This is a genomic window from Streptomyces sp. ATCC 21386, assembly GCF_018728545.1.
In the GTDB taxonomy this organism is placed as follows: Bacteria; Actinomycetota; Actinomycetes; order Streptomycetales; family Streptomycetaceae; genus Streptomyces.
Genome location: NZ_JAAVVL010000001.1, coordinates 6,123,148 through 6,138,320 on the forward strand (window position 1 = coordinate 6,123,148; position 15,173 = coordinate 6,138,320).

Sequence of the window (15,173 nt, forward strand, 5' to 3'; positions counted from 1 at the left end):
ATGCCGTGACGGACAACCCGGCCACCTCGGACTTCCCGTCCTCGTCGCTGAACCGTCGTATCGTCACCACGCGGCCGAGCGCGGCGCGGATCTGGAACTACTGGCTCGGCGGCAGGGACTACTACGAGGTCGACCGCAAGGCCGGGGACGAGATCCGCCGACTGCATCCGAGCATCCACGACTACGCCCGGGCGGACCGGCGGTTCCTGCGCCGGGCGGTGCGCCACCTGGCCGCCGACCTGGGGATCCGGCAGTTCCTGGACATCGGCGCCGGGCTGCCGACCGCGGAGAACACCCACGAGGTCGCCCAGCGCGTCCGCCCGGACGCGCGGATCGTCTACGTCGACAACGACCCGCTGGTCCTGGTGCACGCGCGGGCCCTGCTGACGAGCGCGCCCGAGGGCCGTACGGACCACGTCGACGAGGACGTGCGGAACGTCGACTCGATCCTCGAACACGCCGCGCGGACCCTGGACCTGAGCCGGCCGGTCGCGCTGATGCTGCTCGACGTGATGGCCTTCGTCCCCGACGAGGAGGACCCGCAGGGCATCGTGCGCCGCCTCATGGCCGCGCTGCCCTCCGGCAGTCATCTGATGCTCTCGCACACCGTCACCGACCCGCGGTGGCCCGACGTGGACGTCGCGGCGGCCTGGTGGAACGCGCACGGCACCCCGAGGCTGAACCAGCGCACCCCCGAGACGGTCGCTCGCTTCTTCGACGGCCTCGACCTCCTCGAACCGGGCGTCGTCTCCTGCTCGCGCTGGCGCCCGGAACCCACCGACGAGGGCACCGGCGAACCGGAGGAAGTGGCCATGTACTGCGGCGTGGGAGGCAAGCGCTGATGACGACGCACCTGGTCCGGCTCCAACTGGACGTCACCGACTTCGACCTGGCCCGTTTCCAGCCGTACGTCGACAAATGCCGGGCCTCCGGCATCCGGCTGACGACCCTCTCCGAACTCGGCGACACCCCGCAGAACCGCCGGGCGTTGTACGACCTCAACAAGGAGTGCTCGGCCGACATCCCCGAGCGCGGCGCCTTCTTCGCCTACGAGGAGTACCACCGACTCCGCTTCGAGGTGCCCTCCTACGACCCGCGCGGCGTCGTGCTGGCCCTCGACGGCGACCGGTGGATCGGCATGGCGGCCACCTCGGACCGGCGAGACTCCGGATTCGTGTTCAACGAGATGACCGGCGTGCGGGCCGGCCATCGCGGCCGGGGCGTCTCGGTGGCCATGAAGACCTTCGGCATCGGGTTCGCCGGGATGTGCGGCGTGAGCACCGTCCGTACGGTCCACCACCCGGCCAACACCCGTGCGATCGCCATGAACCGGACGTTGGGATACGTCGACGCGAACTGGTGAACATGTGCCGGTCACCGCACGTATGAAAGGAGGGCGCTCAAGGACCGGACGCCCTGGCGGTGTTGACACCGTGTCGGACGGGGTTCGGGAGCCAGGCGATGAGGCACGCACGACGACGAGTCGTGAAGCGGGTGGCGCGGCTGACAGCCGCGGGTGGAGTGATCTGCGGAGCCCTGATGGTCACGCAGGCGGCGATGGCGACCGAACCCGCCGTCACCCCGCCCGCGACTCCCAGCGCGGTGCTGGCCGCGTCCGGCACCGGGAACGGCCTGCTGACCGAACTCGGCACCGAGCGGACGGCGGGCACCTGGATAGCCGAGGACGGCAGCCCGGTCGTCGCCGTCACCGACGAGAAGGCCGCCGCCGAGGTCAAGCGTGCGGGCGCCCGCCCGAAAATGGTCGAGTACAGCGGTGAGGACCTGAAGTCCGCCACCGAGGCGCTGCGGTCGGCACCCCGGGTGCCGGGCACCTCCTGGGCGATCGACCCCGCCTCCAACGAGGTGGTGGTGCGCGCCGACAGCACCGTCTCCAAGAAGGACTGGTCGAGCCTGACCGACCTGGCCGAGGAGATCGGCGGTTCCGTACGGATGGAGCGCACCGAGGGCGCGTACACGATGCGGCTCAACGGCGCGCAGCCGATCTTCGGCACGGGCGGGCGTTGCTCGATCGGTTTCAACGTGACCGACGGCGAGAACGACTTCATGTTGACCGCCGGGCACTGCGGGCCCGCGGGTTCCGTCTGGTTCTCGGACGACCAGGGTCGGCAGGAGATCGGCCGGACGACCGAGACCAACTTCCCCGGCGCCGACTACTCGCTCGTCCAGTACCTCCAGGACGCGCCGAGCAACAAGACCAACGTCGTCTCCGTCGGCGACGGCCGCGGTGTGCGCATCACCTCCGTCGGTGACGCGGCGGTCGGCCAGCGGGTCTTCCGCAGCGGCAGCACCAGCGGCTTCCGCAACGGCGAGGTGACCGGCCTCGACGCCACGGTCAACTACCCCGAGGGCACGGTCACCGGTCTCATCGAGACCACGGTCTGCGCCGAGCCGGGCGACAGCGGAGGCCCGCTCTTCTCGGAGGGCGTGGCGCTCGGGGTGACCTCAGGCGGCAACGGCGACTGCGAGGAGGGCGGCACGACGTTCTTCCAGCCGCTGTCCGACGCCCTGGACGATCTCGGTGTCCAGCTGAACGGTCTGCCGCAGTCCGCCGTCCAGCCCACCGCCGCGGGCGACGGTTCGCAGGAGGACGCGCAGGGTGCCGCCGCGCCGGGCTCCGCCGAACCGGGTGCCGTGGAATCCGTGGAGTCCATCGAGGCCGCCTCCGATCTCCTCGACCGTCTCGTGGACCCCCGCAATGTCGGCCCCGGGCTGCTGGTCATCGCCGGCAGCATGGTCGCCCTGGCGGCCACCCGCTTCATCCGCACGGAACAGGACCGCCAGGCGTACCGGCGCCAGTACTCACGGAGCTGGGGCTAGAAGCGCACAGCGCCGGGGCCGGAAACGAGTCGAGCGCGCCCCTTCGAGGGGCGCGCTCCGAAGATGCGCGGGAACTGCGCGATCAGCCCCACCGGCCCGCCAGCCGACGACCTACGAAGCGGCCGCCCACTCGAGCACCAGACGTTCGTACTCGCTCCGCTGCTCCCTGTTCAACGTCCCACCGCTCCGGAACCAGAGCGCCCGGATCTCCTCGTTGACCTCGGCGGCCGTTCGCGCCGGTGCTTCCGCTCTTTCCAGGACGACATCAGGGGTAGTGGACATGGTGTAAACCATATGTCCTCGAACGTGAAGCCGATGTGAGTAAAGGCGCCACTTCCGACATTACGGACCGTGAAGCTGATCACTCTGCGTTTACGGCTCCACCGTTCCGAGCACGAGCACCTGAATGGCCAGCACCGCCGCCCCCCGGGCCCAGTCGTGGAAGTCGGACACCTTCGTCTCCAGGGGCACGGGCGCGGCCAGCGGATGCCGATGGGCCCGAACCGCCTCGTGCACGCTCTCCTCCGCCACCGCCATCAGCCCGACCCCCTCCCCCGCCAGCAGGATCTTCTGCGGCATCACGAAGTTGGCGATCTGGGCCACCAGGATCCCCAGCGCCCGCCCCGCCTCACCGACGACACGCGCGCACATCGGCTGCCCCTCGGCCGCACCGGCCAGGATCTCGTCGTACGTCACGGCACGTCCGGTCGCCGCCTCCACCTGGTAGCGGATGCTGGGGATGCTCAGTAGCGAGACGGCGCTGCCGCGCTCCCCGTCGGGGGTGAGCGGTCCGGTGGGGTCCACGATCCAGTGGCGGCCGAACCCCCGGTCCTCCTCGGCGTAGGGCACGCGCCTGCCCCCCAGAACCAGCCCGTAGCCGACGCCCGCGCCGATGGTGAGGACGACGAACCGGTCGAGTCCGCGCCCCGCGCCGAACCAGGTCTCGGCCTCGACGAGCGCGGCCACGTCGTTCTCGACGACCACCGGCAGACCGGTGCGCTCCTCGACGAGTTCGGCCAGCGGCACGTCGCGCCACGACAGGAACGGCGACTCCCCGACCACCGCGCGCCGCCGGACGAGTCCGCCGACCCCGATCCCGATGCCGGCCAACGAGGGGTGCGTACGGGCGAGTTCGGCGGTCATCTCGGCGAGCAGGTCGGCGACCCGCTCCGGCTCGTGCGTGGGGAGCGGACGGTCGTGGCGGGCGACGATCTCGCTGCGCAGCGAGGTGACCACGGCGTACACCATGTCGTCGGTGATCTTGAACCCGACGAAGGAGCGGGACTCGGCGACTATGTCCAGCGGCTGCGAGGGACGTCCCTGACGCACCTCGGGGAGGGGGGCGCCCTCGGCGGTCTCGACGAGCAGCCCCGACTCGATCAGCGGTTTGGTCAGCCGGGTCAGGCTCCCCGCGGACAGGCCGAGGCGCCGGGCGAGGTCCGTGCGCGAGAGCGGTCCGTGCACGAGCACCTGGATCGCCACCGCGCGCTCTCCGGGACTGAGCGGCGGCCAGCCGGCATCGAGTGCGGTCATGGGGGCCAGACTCCCACACCTTTTTTCTTTCGCAACGGAAACAAAGTAACCGCTCCATCCCGACCTGGGCCCCGTTTCAGAAGATACCTACCCACCCCTTGACGTCAGAATTCTTTCGCCACGAAAGTAAGTGACCTGAGGCAGAGGCACCGCCACCGATGAGGGAGCACCGATGACCATCGCCTCCAGCAGTCCCCCGACCCGCGGCAGGCGCGGCGACGGCCTCCTGGCCGCCGTCTTCGTCGCCCCGGCGATGCTCGGCTTCCTGGTCTTCCTGCTCTGGCCGACCCTGCGCGGCATCTATCTGAGCTTCACCCGCTTCAACCTGCTCACCCCGGCGGAGTGGGTGGGCCTGGACAACTACGTCCGGATGGTCAACGACCCGATCTTCTGGGACTCGCTGGCCGTCACGGTCGAGTACGTGGTGCTCAACATCGGCGTGCAGACGGCCGCCGCGCTCGCCATCGCCGTCCTGCTCCAGCGGCTGACGCGGTCGGCGCTGCTGCGCGGGATCGTGCTCACGCCGTACCTGATGTCCAACGTGGTGGCAGGGCTGGTGTGGCTGTGGATCCTCGACACCCAGCTGGGCATCGGCAACGAGATCATCGGCGCGCTCGGCGTGGACCGTATCCCGTTCCTCGCCGACGAGACCTGGGCGATCCCCACCATCGCCCTGATCAACGTGTGGCGGCACGTCGGCTACACCGCCCTGCTGCTGTTCGCCGGACTGCAGGCGATCCCGAACGACGTGTACGAGGCGGCCCGGGTGGACGGCGCGAGCGAGTGGCGGATGTTCTGGCGGGTCACCATGCCCCTGCTGCGGCCGGTGCTGGCGGTGGTGCTGATCATGACGGTGATCGGTTCGTTCCAGGTGTTCGACACCGTGGCGGTGACCACGGCGGGCGGCCCCGCGAACGCCACGAACGTCCTGCAGTTCTACATCTACGGCTCCGCCTTCGGCCGCTTCCAGTTCGGCTACGCCTCGGCGATGTCCGTCGCCCTGCTGGTGGTGCTCAGCGCCATCACCGTCCTGCAGTACCGGCTCACCAGGGCCGGACAGAGCGACCTCGGCTGACGGAAGGGAGACACCCGCATGGCCACCCTGACTCCACCGGCCGCACCCCCGACGACCCGGCCCGCCGTACGGCCGCCGAAGCGCCGGCTCTCCGTCGGACGGGCCGCCGCCTGGACCGTGATGGGCCTGATCGTGCTCATCACCCTGCTGCCCTTCTACTGGATCCTGCGCACCGCGCTCTCCACCAACGCCGGGCTGAACGCGGACCCCGCGAACCCGCTGCCCGTCGGCCTCACCGGCAGCGGCTTCGAGCGTGCCCTCGGCCTGCAGTCCGCCGAGGAGGCGATCGCGCAGGGCGGGGCCGGCGGCGGACTCGACTTCTGGCGGTACCTGCTCAACTCGGTGTTCGTGTCGACCCTCGTCACCGGCTGTCAGATCTTCTTCTCCGCGATGGCGGCCTACGCCTTCGCACGGCTCCGCTGGCGCGGCCGTGACCAGGTGTTCGGGCTGTTCCTGGCCGGGCTGATGGTGCCGACCATCTTCACGCTGCTGCCGAACTTCGTACTCATCAAGCAGTTGCACCTGGTCGACTCGCTCCTCGGCATCGCGCTGCCGAGCCTGTTCATGACACCGTTCGCGATCTTCTTCCTGCGGCAGTTCTTCCTGAACGTCCCGCACGAGGTCGAGGAGGCGGCGCTGCTGGACGGTGCCGGGAAGGTCAGGATCTTCTTCCGGGTGATCCTGCCGATGGCGTCCACCCCGATCCTCACGCTCTCGGTGCTGACGTACATCACCTCCTGGAACGACTACTTCTGGCCCCTGATGGTCAGTTACAGCGACGACTCGCGGGTGCTGACGGTGGCGCTGGCGATCTTCCGGGCGCAGACTCCGGCGACCGGCGTGGACTGGTCGGGGCTCACGGCGGCGACGCTGATCGCCGCTCTGCCGATGCTGGTGCTGTTCGCCGCGTCCGCCCGCCGCATCGTCAGCTCCATCGGCTTCACCGGGATCAAGTGAGGTAACCCTGATGCGACTTCGTACGCTGACCGCATGGGCCGGGGCGCTGACGCTGTCCCTGGTGACCGGCTGCGCCCAGGGCGACGGCACCGGGGCGTCCCCGGGAACGGTGACGTACTGGCTGTGGGACGCCAACCAACTGCCCGCCTACCAAGCCTGCGCCAAGGGGTTCGAGAAGGAGAACCCGGGACTGAGGGTGAAGATCAGCCAGTTGGGCTGGAGCGACTACTGGACCAAGCTCACCGCCGGGTTCATCGCGGGCACCCAGCCGGACGTGTTCACCGACCACCTCCAGAAGTTCGGCCAGTTCGCCGAGCTGGAGGTGCTGGAACCGCTCGACGACCTGGGCATCGAGGACTCCGACTACCAGCCGGGCCTCGCGGCCAACTGGATCGGGCAGGACGGCCGACGCTACGGGGCCCCGAAGGACTGGGACACGGTCGCGCTCTTCTACAACAAGAAGATGGCGAAGGACGCGGGCCTCACCGCGGGCGAGCTCGACGGCCTCTCGTGGAACCCGGAGGACGGCGGCACCTTCGAGAAGGCCATCGCCCACCTCACCGTCGACGGCAAAGGCAGGCGGGGAGACGAACCCGGCTTCGACAAGCACGACGTCGAGGTGTACGGCCTGGCGAGCAACGGCGGCGGTTACGCCGACGGGCAGACCCAGTGGAGCCCCTTCACCGGGTCGGCCGGGTGGAGCTACACGGACAAGACCCGCTGGGGCACGGAGTACCAGTACGACAGCGAGACGTTCCAGTCGGTCGTCAAGTGGTACTTCGGTCTCGCGGAGAAGGGTTACATGGTCCCCTTCTCCGACTACAACGTGCAGTCCAACCAGGCCAACACCCAGGTGGCGGCGGGCAAGGCCGCAGCCACCTTCGACGGCGCCTGGATGATCTCCACCTACGCCGGCTTCAAGGGCATGGACATCGGTACGGCCCTCACCCCGGCCGGGCCCACGGGCAAGCGCGCCACCATGATGAACGGCCTCGCCGACTCCATCACCAAGGCCTCCAGGAACAAGGCGGGGGCCCGGAAGTGGGTGGCGTACCTGGCCTCCGACGCCTGCCAGACCACGGTCGGCCGGCACGGGGTCGTCTTCCCCGCCACCCCGGCCGGCACCGAGGCCGCGGTCGCCGCGTACGCGAAGAAGGGCCTCGAAGTGTCGGCCTTCACCGAACCGGTGGCCGACAAGAAGGACTTCCGGACCTTCTCCTACCCCATCACCAACTACGCGGCGGACGTCACCGCGCTCATGCAGCCCGCGATGGAGGACATCTACGGCAACGGGGCGCCGGTGAGCGGCCTCGACGAGACCAACGACCAGATCAATCTGATTCTCGACCAGTGAAGGACATTCCTCAGATGACGTTCTCCCTCGGCATCGTGGGCGCGGGCCAGTTCTCCGGCCAGTTCGCCACGCTGTTCCAGGCGCACCCCGGCGTCGGCGACGTCTACGTCACCGATCTGCTGTCCGAGCGGGCCGAAGCCCTCGTGGCCGCCCAGGGGCTGGCGGGCACCTTCCCGTCGTACGAGGCGATGCTGGAGTCGAAGGCGGTCGACGCCGTCGCGATCTTCACCCAGCGCTGGACGCACGGGCCGCTGGTGCTCCAGGGCCTGAACGCCGGCAAGCACGTCTACTCCGCGGTCCCCATGGCGATCACCGCCGACGAGATCGCGGCGATCATCGACGCGGTCAGGGCGACCGGGCTGACGTACATGATGGGTGAGACGAGCCAGTACAACCCGGCGACCGTGCACGCCCGCAACCAGATCGCCGAAGGCGCGTTCGGGCGGATCTTCTACGCCGAGGGCGACTACGTCCACGACATGGACCTGGGGTTCTACGAGGCCTACCAGTACAGCGGCGGCGAGGACTGGAAGCGGACCGCCAGCTATCCGCCGCTGCTGTACCCGACGCACTCGGTGGGCGGGGTGCTGGGCGCCTGGCAGACGCACGCGGTGAACGTCTCCGCGATCGGCGTCGTGGACGGGCGCGGTGACGGGGTGTTCGACAAGGAGGTCAGCCAGTTCGGCAACGACTTCTCCAACGCGACCGCGCTGTTCGAGGTGGCGGGCGGCGGTTCGTTCCGTACGAACGAGTTCCGGCGGGTCGGCTACCCCTCGCAGATACGGGAGTCGCGTTTCCGGTTCTTCGGCACGGACGCCAGCATGGAGCAGCTCGCGACGGTGGCGTTCTGGCAGGACAAGAAGGGCGTCGAGGACATCAGTGAGCTCCTGGAGCCCAAGCCCACCCTGTCCCCGGACGATCCCTCGCTCCAGCACATCGCGCCGGACCTGCGGGCCGCCTTCACCTCCGGTTCGGCGCCGGTGCACGACCGGTCACGGCTGCCGAGGGAGTTCGACCATCTGCACAACGGGCACGAGGGCAGCCACCACTTCCTGGTGGACGACTTCGTGACCGCCGTCAACACCCGGACGCTGCCCTCGGTCAACGCCTGGGTCGCGGCCCGCTACACCCTGCCGGGGATCGTCGCGCACGAGTCCGCGCGGCAGGGTGGGGTACGGCTGGAGATCCCGGACTTCGGGGACGCCCCCGAGGCGTGACGTTCCGCCTCCGTCCCGAGCCGGGCTCCTGGCCGTCCGTCAGGTGCCCGGCTTGCGGCCGTACACGTAGACGTCGTCGCCCTTCTTCAGCAGCGACCAGTACTTCTTGGCGTCGGTTTTGGTCATGTTGACGCAGCCGCGGGAGCCCGGCGGGTTCCACATGCTGACGCCGGCGGAGTGGAAGGCCTGGCCGCCGTCGAAGAACTGGGCGTAGGGCATGGGCACGTGGTAGATCGACGAGACGTGGTCGATGTTCCGCCAGTAGATCTTCTTCAGACCGGTGCGGGTCTCGTCACCGTTCCGGCCGGTGCGGACCGGGACGGGGCCGTAGACGAGCTTGTTGCCGTCCTGGATCCAGCTGAGCTGGAGGGTGAGGTTCACACAGGCGATGCGGCCCTTGTTGGTCGGGCACTTGCCCGCCTTGTTGGGGTTCTTGCCCACGGCCTTCTGCTTGTTCATGAGGTCCATCACGCCCCAGGTGACGGATCCCGCGTAGCCGATGGTCGGGGTGATGCCGTGCTTGGCCTGGAAGGCCTTGATCGCCTTGCAGTCGCCGGCGGACTGCTTGCCGTCGACCGTCCGGCCGAGGAACTTCTCGACCTGCTTCTGGTACGGCCCCGTCGACGTCGTACAACTCGCCGCCTGCGCGGGCGTGGTGCCGAGCGCGAGCGTGAGCGGTGTCAGCAGTCCGGTGATCGTGAGTGCGACGGCGCCTCTTCTGCCTATGTCCCCCATGGCGGGCCTTTCCCTTTCGCGTGGTCTGTAGGTCCTGCCTGCCTAGACAGGCCACCGGCTGCGACGGTTGTGGGAGAGCCCACGCTGAGACGAAACAGTTACACAGCCGGGAATTCGGATATACAGTTACCCCCATGAGCAACAGCGAATCCATAACTCGCGTGGCGTTGAAGAAAATTACCCCCGATGTCTCCGGGGCGATGGGCTCCCTGCACGGTGCCGCCGTTTCCGCGGCCCGGGACGCGAAGGTCGAGCCCGAGATCCTGGAACTGATCAGAATTCATGCCTCGCAGATCAACGGCTGCGCCTTCTGCCTGGACATGCACACCAAGGACGCCCGCGCACAGGGCGAGACGGAGCAGCGGATCTACGCGCTCAGCGCCTGGCGCGAGACGCCCTTCTTCACCGACCGCGAGCGCGCCGCCCTGGCGTTGACGGAGGCTGTGACGCTGGTCCACGACGGGCAGGTGCCCGACGACGTCTACGCCGAGGCCGCCGAGGTGTTCGACGAGGAGCAGGTCGCGGCGCTGATCTGGGCGGCGACCGTGATCAACGCGTACAACCGGATCGCCATCGCGACGCGGATGGTCCCGGGAACCTACCAGCCCGCCCAGAAGTAGCCCCGCAGACCCGGCATTCCGGAATCCGGGAAATTCCAGACGATTCATCGAAATGCCGCAAAGAAGTACCGCGAACGACCGCGAACGACTTTCAGCGCCGGGCCGAATTCCTCTACGGCCCGGCGCTTCTGCGCGTATGTACAGCCTTGTTGAATTCAGTGGTCGGGCAGCGGCTGCATGAGCCCGTCCAGCCAGCGGCGCCACTCGGGGGCGCGGACCGCCCGGCCGGGGGTCATCGGACGTCCGGTCCAGGCGACGACCGGGCGGATGCCGTGGAGAGCGTTGACGAGCCACACCTCACGGCCGTCCAGCTCGCCGAGGGAGCGCTCGCGGTGGTCGACCCGTACTCCGGTGCGGGCCGCCTGCTCCAGGACGAGGGCCGTGGTGACACCGGCGAGCAGCGGCAGCCGGGGCGGCGGGAGGCAGAGGGTGTCCTCCTCCCACCACAGCAGGCTGGAGTTGGCGGCCTCCAGCACCAGACCGGAGGGCGCGATCAGCACGGCCTCGTCGGCCTCGGCGCCGGCCGCCCGTCTGCGCACCCGGGCCAGGGCGTCCAGGTCGGGGCCCTTGCGGCGGGGCACGGTGCGTGGGTCGGGCTGACCGGCCGCCCACACCCGGATCTCGGCCGTGAGCGGCGGGGCGTGCCGCAGCAGCACCCTCAACTCCAGTGACCCCGCCGCGAGTTCCACACGGGGGAACCACTCACCCGTGCGTGGCAGGGCGCGGGTCATGTCCTGCCAGAAGTCGACGACCTGCGTCAGGGGCGGCGCGCCGCACTCTCCGCACGACCGCGCGAAACGTTCACGGTGCCGGTCGAAGCCGCGCACCCGTCCGTCGCGCAGCAGCCACGAGTCCGCTACGAGGAGGCGTCCGCCCTGTGCCTGACCGGGGACGAGGCCGTGTTCGGGTGACCAGGTCAGCAGACCTTCCGCGATGGCGGGTTGTGTCACTCAGTGCTCCTGGGGGTCTTGCCGGTTCAGTACTTGCGGCCCGCGACGGCCGGGGCGCCGTGCCGGGGGCCGTAGGGCGCGTGCTCCAGCCAGGCTCCGCAGCGCGGCACCATCGGGGCGAGGGCAGCCGCCGCCCGCTGCTTGACACGGACGATACGGCGCCGGGGCCGCAGATGGTCCAGGGCGGTGCCGGCGGCGGCGCTGTTGAACAGTCCCGCCGCGCGCCGGATCCCGGCGAAGGAGTCGACCGCCTCGGGGGTGCCCTCCGCGATCGCGCGGGCCGCGGCGACCGCGTCCGCGATGCCGCTGTTCATGCCGCGCGCCCCGAACGGCGGGAAGAGGTGGGCCGCCTCGCCGGCCAGCAGCACCCGGCGGTGCGGGTCGGTGAAGTCGGCGGCGACCTTGCGCAGGAAGCGGTAGGTGGACACCCACAGGATCCGCTCGCCGTAGCCGTCGCCGACGACCCCGGGCAGCCAGCGGCGTACGGCGTCCCGGGTGCCGTAGTCCTCCGTCGCGTCGTCGTCGCGGCACTGGAGGTCCAGCTGGAAACCGCCGGTGAACGGCACCCGCATGACGCTGCGGCCGCCGAGCGCCGGGTGCTCGTAGTGGAAGACCCGCTCCAGGGGCAGTTCGGCACCGGGGGTGTCGGCGAGGTCCACCACGACGTGGAAGCCCTCGCCGTGGGTGCCCTCCAGCGGGATGCCCAGCACGCGGCGGACCGTCGAGCGGGCGCCGTCGGCGGCGACCGTGTGGGTGCCCGTCCAGGTCCGGCCGTCCTCGCCGGTGAGGGTCACCCCGTCCGGGTCGCTCCGTACGGCGGCGATCCGGGCGTCCCACATGAACTCCACGCCGGCGTCCCGGCAGGCGGCGAGCAGGAAGCGCTCGGTGTCGACCTGACGGAGGCTGGTGAAGGGCGGGGTGCCGGTGGACGGCGGGAAGGTGCGGGCGTAGACCTCACGGCCCCGGTAGAGGGTGCGCTTGGTGTGCCAGGTCCGCCCGTATCCGGCGATCTCGGCGGCGAGCCCCGGACGGATCTCCTCCAGCAGGTGCAGGGTCTCGCGGTGCACGAACAGGGCGCGGCTGCCGGGGCGTTCGCGGCCCTCGGGGTCGGCTTCCAGCAGGGTGACGGGCAGGTCGTGGGCGCGCAGGGCGAGGGCGGCGGCCAGCCCCACGGGCCCGGCGCCCACGACGAGGACGGGGGTCGTCATGCGCTGGCGCTCTCGGCGAGCATGCGGGTGATCTCGACGCGCTTGACCTTCCAGGTGGAGGTCATCGGCAGTTCGTCGAAGCGCCACTGCCTCGGCTCCGCCATGGCGGGCAGATCGGCCGTGGCCTCGTGCCAGCGCCGCAGGTCCAGGGGCCGTTCGCCGCGTACGCAGACCACGGGGACGGGCTCGCGGTCGGCGCCGGGGACGATGACGACCTCGCGCAGTTCCTCCAGGCGGGACATCAGGGTGTCCTCGACCTCCAGGTTGCTGTGCACGGAGTCGATCTGGTCGATCTCGCGGTCGATGAGGTAGAGGGCGCCCCAGCGGCTCTGGTAGCCCATGTCGCCCATCTGCCACCAGCCGCTGTCGAGTTGGCGCAGATAGCGGTCGCGGGCGCCCAGGTAGGTGAGGATGCGGCCGCGGGTACGGGCCTCGATCCGGCCGGCGGTGCCGGGGGCGACCCGCCGCCCGGCGTCGTCGGCCACCCGGACGCGGGTGAAGCCAGGGATGCCGATGCCGACCCGGCGGCCGTCGGCGCGGGCGGCGCTGCGGCGGGTGAACCACTGGAAGGCGACCGGGCCCGTCTCGCTCTGCCCGTACAGCTGGATGAGCCAGGGTGAGCGGCGCCGCGAGGCGTCCAGGAGCCGCTGCACGGTCCGCGGGTGGATGGCGTCGAAGGTGGAGCCGTAGGAGCGGACGCGGGACAGCGGGGCGCCGGGTGCGTCGGCCAGCTCCTCCCACAGGACGAAGGTGTTGGGGTGGGTCTCGACGATGCCGGGGCGGTGGCGGGCCAGCAGCGGGCCGACGTTCGCCGGTTCCGGGTCGATGATCAGCAGCAGCGGGCTGCCGAAGTGCAGCAGGACGCCGAGCAGGTGGTAGAAGCGCGAGTGCACGAACGACATGTGCAGGGCGGCGGTCTCGCCCCGGGTGGGCCAGCCCATCGCCTTCTGCGGGACGAGCCGGTTCCACATGGTGTTCGGGCAGTGCACGGCCAGCTTGGGCAGTCCGGTGGTGCCGGAGCTGTGGGTGATGAGGGAGGCGTCCCTGGGGTGCAGGCGTACCGCGGCCGGGGTCGGGGCGCCCTGGTACTTCTGCAGCGGTTCGGCGCCCGGGGCGTCGTCGACACCGAGTGTGCGGCGGACCAGGCCGGTGAGGTCGACGTCCTTCAGGGGGCCTTCGAGCTTGGCCCGGTCGGTGATCAACCAGGGCTTGTGCAGGCGTTCGAGGAGCTGTCCGACCACCGGCCCGACGAGGCCGGGCGAGAGCAGGACGGGGACCGCGCCGATCCGGGAGACCGCGCAGGTCAGCAGCACGATGTCGACGTTGTCGGTCTTGTGGACCACCACCTCCTCGGAGGGGCGTACGCCCGCTTCCCACAGGCGCCCGGAGAGTTCGTCGACAAGGTCGGCGAGGACGGCGTAGGTGAGGTCGGTGCCGATGTCGGGGTTGACGTCCAGCGGCCGGTCCAGCGTGACGAAGACGGGACCGTGGCGGTCTGCGGCGTCTCTGAACATCGAGCCCAGGTAGAAGCCGCGGCCGGCGAGGGCGGGTTGGCGGTCGGTGGGGAGCCGGTCTCGCATGGCGGCGGGCCTTTCTGCGGGGACGAGGGTGTCGGCCATGGCTCACCACGCTCCTTGGCGGACGAGGTGGCGGCGGAGCTTGCCGGTCGCCGTGCGGGGCAGCGTGGGCACGAAGCTGACACTGCGGGGGACCTTGAAGGCGGCGAGCCGGTCGCGGGCCATGCAGATCAGTTCGGCCTCCAGGCCCACCCCGATGGGCGGGACGGGGACGACGAAGGCCCGCAGTCTGCTGGCGCCGCGCTCGTCGGTGACGGCGGCGACGGCGACGTCCCGGACGCCGGGGTGGGTGCGCAGCAGGGTCTCCACCTCCAACGGGGAGACGGTGATGCCGCCGACCATCTCCATGTCGTCGGCGCGGCCGAGGTGGCGGAAGGTGCCGTCGGGTTCGCGGACCGCCCGGTCCCGGGTGGCGAGCCAGCCGCCGACGAGGGTGCGGGCGGTCTCCTCGGGCCGGTTCAGGTAGCCGGGGGTCACCGTCGGTCCGCGCACCCAGAGTTCGCCGGTCTCGCCGTCCGGCACCGGTTTGCCTGCGCGGTCGCGGAGTTCGACCTCGAAGCCGGGGACGGGCCGGCCGACCGTACCGGGGTGGTTGTGGTCGAAGCTGTTGGCGCAGAAGGCGTGGCCGGCCTCGGTGGAGCCGATCTGTTCGAGGACGGGGGCGCCCAGCAGTTCGGTGACCCGGGTGCCGAGCCCGGCGGGCATGCCCTCGCCGGCCGACACCGCCGCACGCACCGAGGCGAAGCAGTCCTGGTGGCCGTCCGCCAGGTCGGTGACGAGGGCGGCGTACGCGGAGGGCACCGAGTACAGGAGCGTCACGCGGTGCCGGGCGACGAGTTCGTCGACCGCCGCGGGGGTGGGACGGCGGTCGACGAGGACTGCGGAGGAGCCGGAGAAGAGGGGGAAGACCAGGGCGTTGCCGAAGCCGTAGGCGAAGTACAGCCGGGAGACGGAGAGGGCGACGTCGTCGGGGGTGATGCGCAGGAGCCGGCGGCCGATGAGGTCGTGGTACGTCTTGGGGTCGCCGTGGACGTGGACGACGCCCTTGGGGTGGCCGGTGGTTCCGGAGGTGTACTGGATGTAGAGGGGGGTGTGGGCGTCGACGGGGT

At 70.4% G+C, this 15,173-nt stretch carries 15 protein-coding genes; 8 read left to right on the forward strand and 7 right to left on the reverse strand.

What is annotated here, in order from left to right; all coding sequences use genetic code 11:
- Positions 1–5: 5 nt before the first annotated feature.
- From GWK25_RS26275 to GWK25_RS26285, 3 genes are all read left to right on the forward strand, one after another.
- The gene (locus GWK25_RS26275) at positions 6–842 is read left to right on the forward strand and encodes an SAM-dependent methyltransferase (protein ID WP_215453622.1); all 837 of its coding nucleotides are present in this window, start codon (positions 6–8) and stop codon (positions 840–842) included.
- Positions 842–1,363, forward strand: coding sequence for a GNAT family N-acetyltransferase (locus GWK25_RS43810; protein WP_251829042.1), 522 nt, complete (start codon positions 842–844; stop codon positions 1,361–1,363). The genes GWK25_RS26275 and GWK25_RS43810 overlap by 1 nt, the downstream gene beginning before the upstream one ends.
- A gap of 98 nt (positions 1,364–1,461) precedes the next feature.
- Positions 1,462–2,838: a S1 family peptidase gene (locus GWK25_RS26285; RefSeq protein WP_215453623.1), complete on the forward strand. Its 1,377-nt coding sequence runs from the start codon at positions 1,462–1,464 to the stop codon at positions 2,836–2,838.
- A 111-nt stretch (positions 2,839–2,949) separates the two neighbouring features.
- Here the strand turns inward: GWK25_RS26285 and GWK25_RS26290 are convergent, their stop codons facing one another.
- Positions 2,950–3,132 (reverse strand): hypothetical protein, encoded by a 183-nt coding sequence (locus GWK25_RS26290; protein WP_215453625.1) that lies wholly within the window; start codon positions 3,130–3,132, stop codon positions 2,950–2,952.
- Between the two features lie 78 nt (positions 3,133–3,210).
- On the reverse strand, positions 3,211–4,371 hold the full coding sequence (locus tag GWK25_RS26295; protein ID WP_215453627.1) for an ROK family transcriptional regulator: 1,161 nt from the start codon (positions 4,369–4,371) through the stop codon (positions 3,211–3,213).
- A 172-nt stretch (positions 4,372–4,543) separates the two neighbouring features.
- Between GWK25_RS26295 and GWK25_RS26300 the strand changes: the two genes are divergently transcribed.
- From GWK25_RS26300 to GWK25_RS26315, 4 genes are read left to right on the forward strand one after another with little or no spacing between them, the layout of a single operon-like run.
- Positions 4,544–5,446 (forward strand): carbohydrate ABC transporter permease, encoded by a 903-nt coding sequence (locus GWK25_RS26300; protein WP_215453629.1) that lies wholly within the window; start codon positions 4,544–4,546, stop codon positions 5,444–5,446.
- 18 nt (positions 5,447–5,464) lie between these two features.
- Complete coding sequence (locus tag GWK25_RS26305) at positions 5,465–6,403, forward strand: carbohydrate ABC transporter permease (RefSeq protein WP_215453631.1); 939 nt, start codon at positions 5,465–5,467, stop codon at positions 6,401–6,403.
- A 10-nt stretch (positions 6,404–6,413) separates the two neighbouring features.
- A complete protein-coding gene (locus GWK25_RS26310) occupies positions 6,414–7,757 on the forward strand; it encodes a sugar ABC transporter substrate-binding protein (RefSeq protein WP_215453634.1) in 1,344 nt (447 codons plus the stop codon).
- 14 nt (positions 7,758–7,771) lie between these two features.
- Positions 7,772–8,974, forward strand: a complete 1,203-nt coding sequence (locus GWK25_RS26315; RefSeq protein WP_215453637.1) for a Gfo/Idh/MocA family protein — start codon at positions 7,772–7,774, stop codon at positions 8,972–8,974.
- A 39-nt stretch (positions 8,975–9,013) separates the two neighbouring features.
- On the opposite strand, the gene GWK25_RS26320 is transcribed toward GWK25_RS26315, so the two are convergent.
- Positions 9,014–9,709 carry a L,D-transpeptidase family protein gene (locus tag GWK25_RS26320; protein ID WP_215453638.1) on the reverse strand — a complete coding sequence of 232 codons (696 nt, stop codon included), beginning with the start codon at positions 9,707–9,709 and terminating at the stop codon, positions 9,014–9,016.
- Positions 9,710–9,843: 134 nt separating this feature from the next.
- Here GWK25_RS26320 and GWK25_RS26325 point away from each other — a divergent pair, with 134 nt between their 5' ends.
- Complete coding sequence (locus GWK25_RS26325) at positions 9,844–10,329, forward strand: carboxymuconolactone decarboxylase family protein (RefSeq protein ID WP_215453639.1); 486 nt, start codon at positions 9,844–9,846, stop codon at positions 10,327–10,329.
- A gap of 155 nt (positions 10,330–10,484) precedes the next feature.
- Here the strand turns inward: GWK25_RS26325 and GWK25_RS26330 are convergent, their stop codons facing one another.
- The 4 genes from GWK25_RS26330 to GWK25_RS26345 form a co-directional block, all read right to left on the reverse strand.
- Entirely contained in the window at positions 10,485–11,279 is a 795-nt protein-coding gene (locus tag GWK25_RS26330) for an aminotransferase class IV (RefSeq protein WP_215453640.1), read from the reverse strand.
- Between the two features lie 26 nt (positions 11,280–11,305).
- Positions 11,306–12,487: an FAD-dependent monooxygenase gene (locus tag GWK25_RS26335; protein ID WP_215453641.1), complete on the reverse strand. Its 1,182-nt coding sequence runs from the start codon at positions 12,485–12,487 to the stop codon at positions 11,306–11,308.
- Positions 12,484–14,106 (reverse strand): class I adenylate-forming enzyme family protein, encoded by a 1,623-nt coding sequence (locus GWK25_RS26340; RefSeq protein WP_251829043.1) that lies wholly within the window; start codon positions 14,104–14,106, stop codon positions 12,484–12,486. The genes GWK25_RS26335 and GWK25_RS26340 overlap by 4 nt, the downstream gene beginning before the upstream one ends.
- Positions 14,107–14,109: 3 nt before the next feature.
- Positions 14,110–15,173, reverse strand: a 1,064-nt coding sequence (locus GWK25_RS26345) for an AMP-binding protein (protein WP_215453642.1), incomplete at its 5' end; no start/stop codon positions are given.

Coding starts and splice junctions, on each gene's coding strand:
- GWK25_RS26325 (WP_215453639.1), top strand. CDS start 9,844: ATGAGCAACAGCGAATCCATAACTCGCGTGGCGTTGAAGAAAATTACC.
- GWK25_RS26320 (WP_215453638.1), bottom strand. CDS start 9,709: ATGGGGGACATAGGCAGAAGAGGCGCCGTCGCACTCACGATCACCGGA.
- GWK25_RS26305 (WP_215453631.1), top strand. CDS start 5,465: ATGGCCACCCTGACTCCACCGGCCGCACCCCCGACGACCCGGCCCGCC.
- GWK25_RS26340 (WP_251829043.1), bottom strand. CDS start 14,106: ATGGCCGACACCCTCGTCCCCGCAGAAAGGCCCGCCGCCATGCGAGAC.
- GWK25_RS26310 (WP_215453634.1), top strand. CDS start 6,414: ATGCGACTTCGTACGCTGACCGCATGGGCCGGGGCGCTGACGCTGTCC.
- GWK25_RS26285 (WP_215453623.1), top strand. CDS start 1,462: ATGAGGCACGCACGACGACGAGTCGTGAAGCGGGTGGCGCGGCTGACA.
- GWK25_RS26315 (WP_215453637.1), top strand. CDS start 7,772: ATGACGTTCTCCCTCGGCATCGTGGGCGCGGGCCAGTTCTCCGGCCAG.
- GWK25_RS26295 (WP_215453627.1), bottom strand. CDS start 4,371: ATGACCGCACTCGATGCCGGCTGGCCGCCGCTCAGTCCCGGAGAGCGC.
- GWK25_RS26335 (WP_215453641.1), bottom strand. CDS start 12,487: ATGACGACCCCCGTCCTCGTCGTGGGCGCCGGGCCCGTGGGGCTGGCC.
- GWK25_RS26290 (WP_215453625.1), bottom strand. CDS start 3,132: ATGGTTTACACCATGTCCACTACCCCTGATGTCGTCCTGGAAAGAGCG.
- GWK25_RS43810 (WP_251829042.1), top strand. CDS start 842: ATGACGACGCACCTGGTCCGGCTCCAACTGGACGTCACCGACTTCGAC.
- GWK25_RS26300 (WP_215453629.1), top strand. CDS start 4,544: ATGACCATCGCCTCCAGCAGTCCCCCGACCCGCGGCAGGCGCGGCGAC.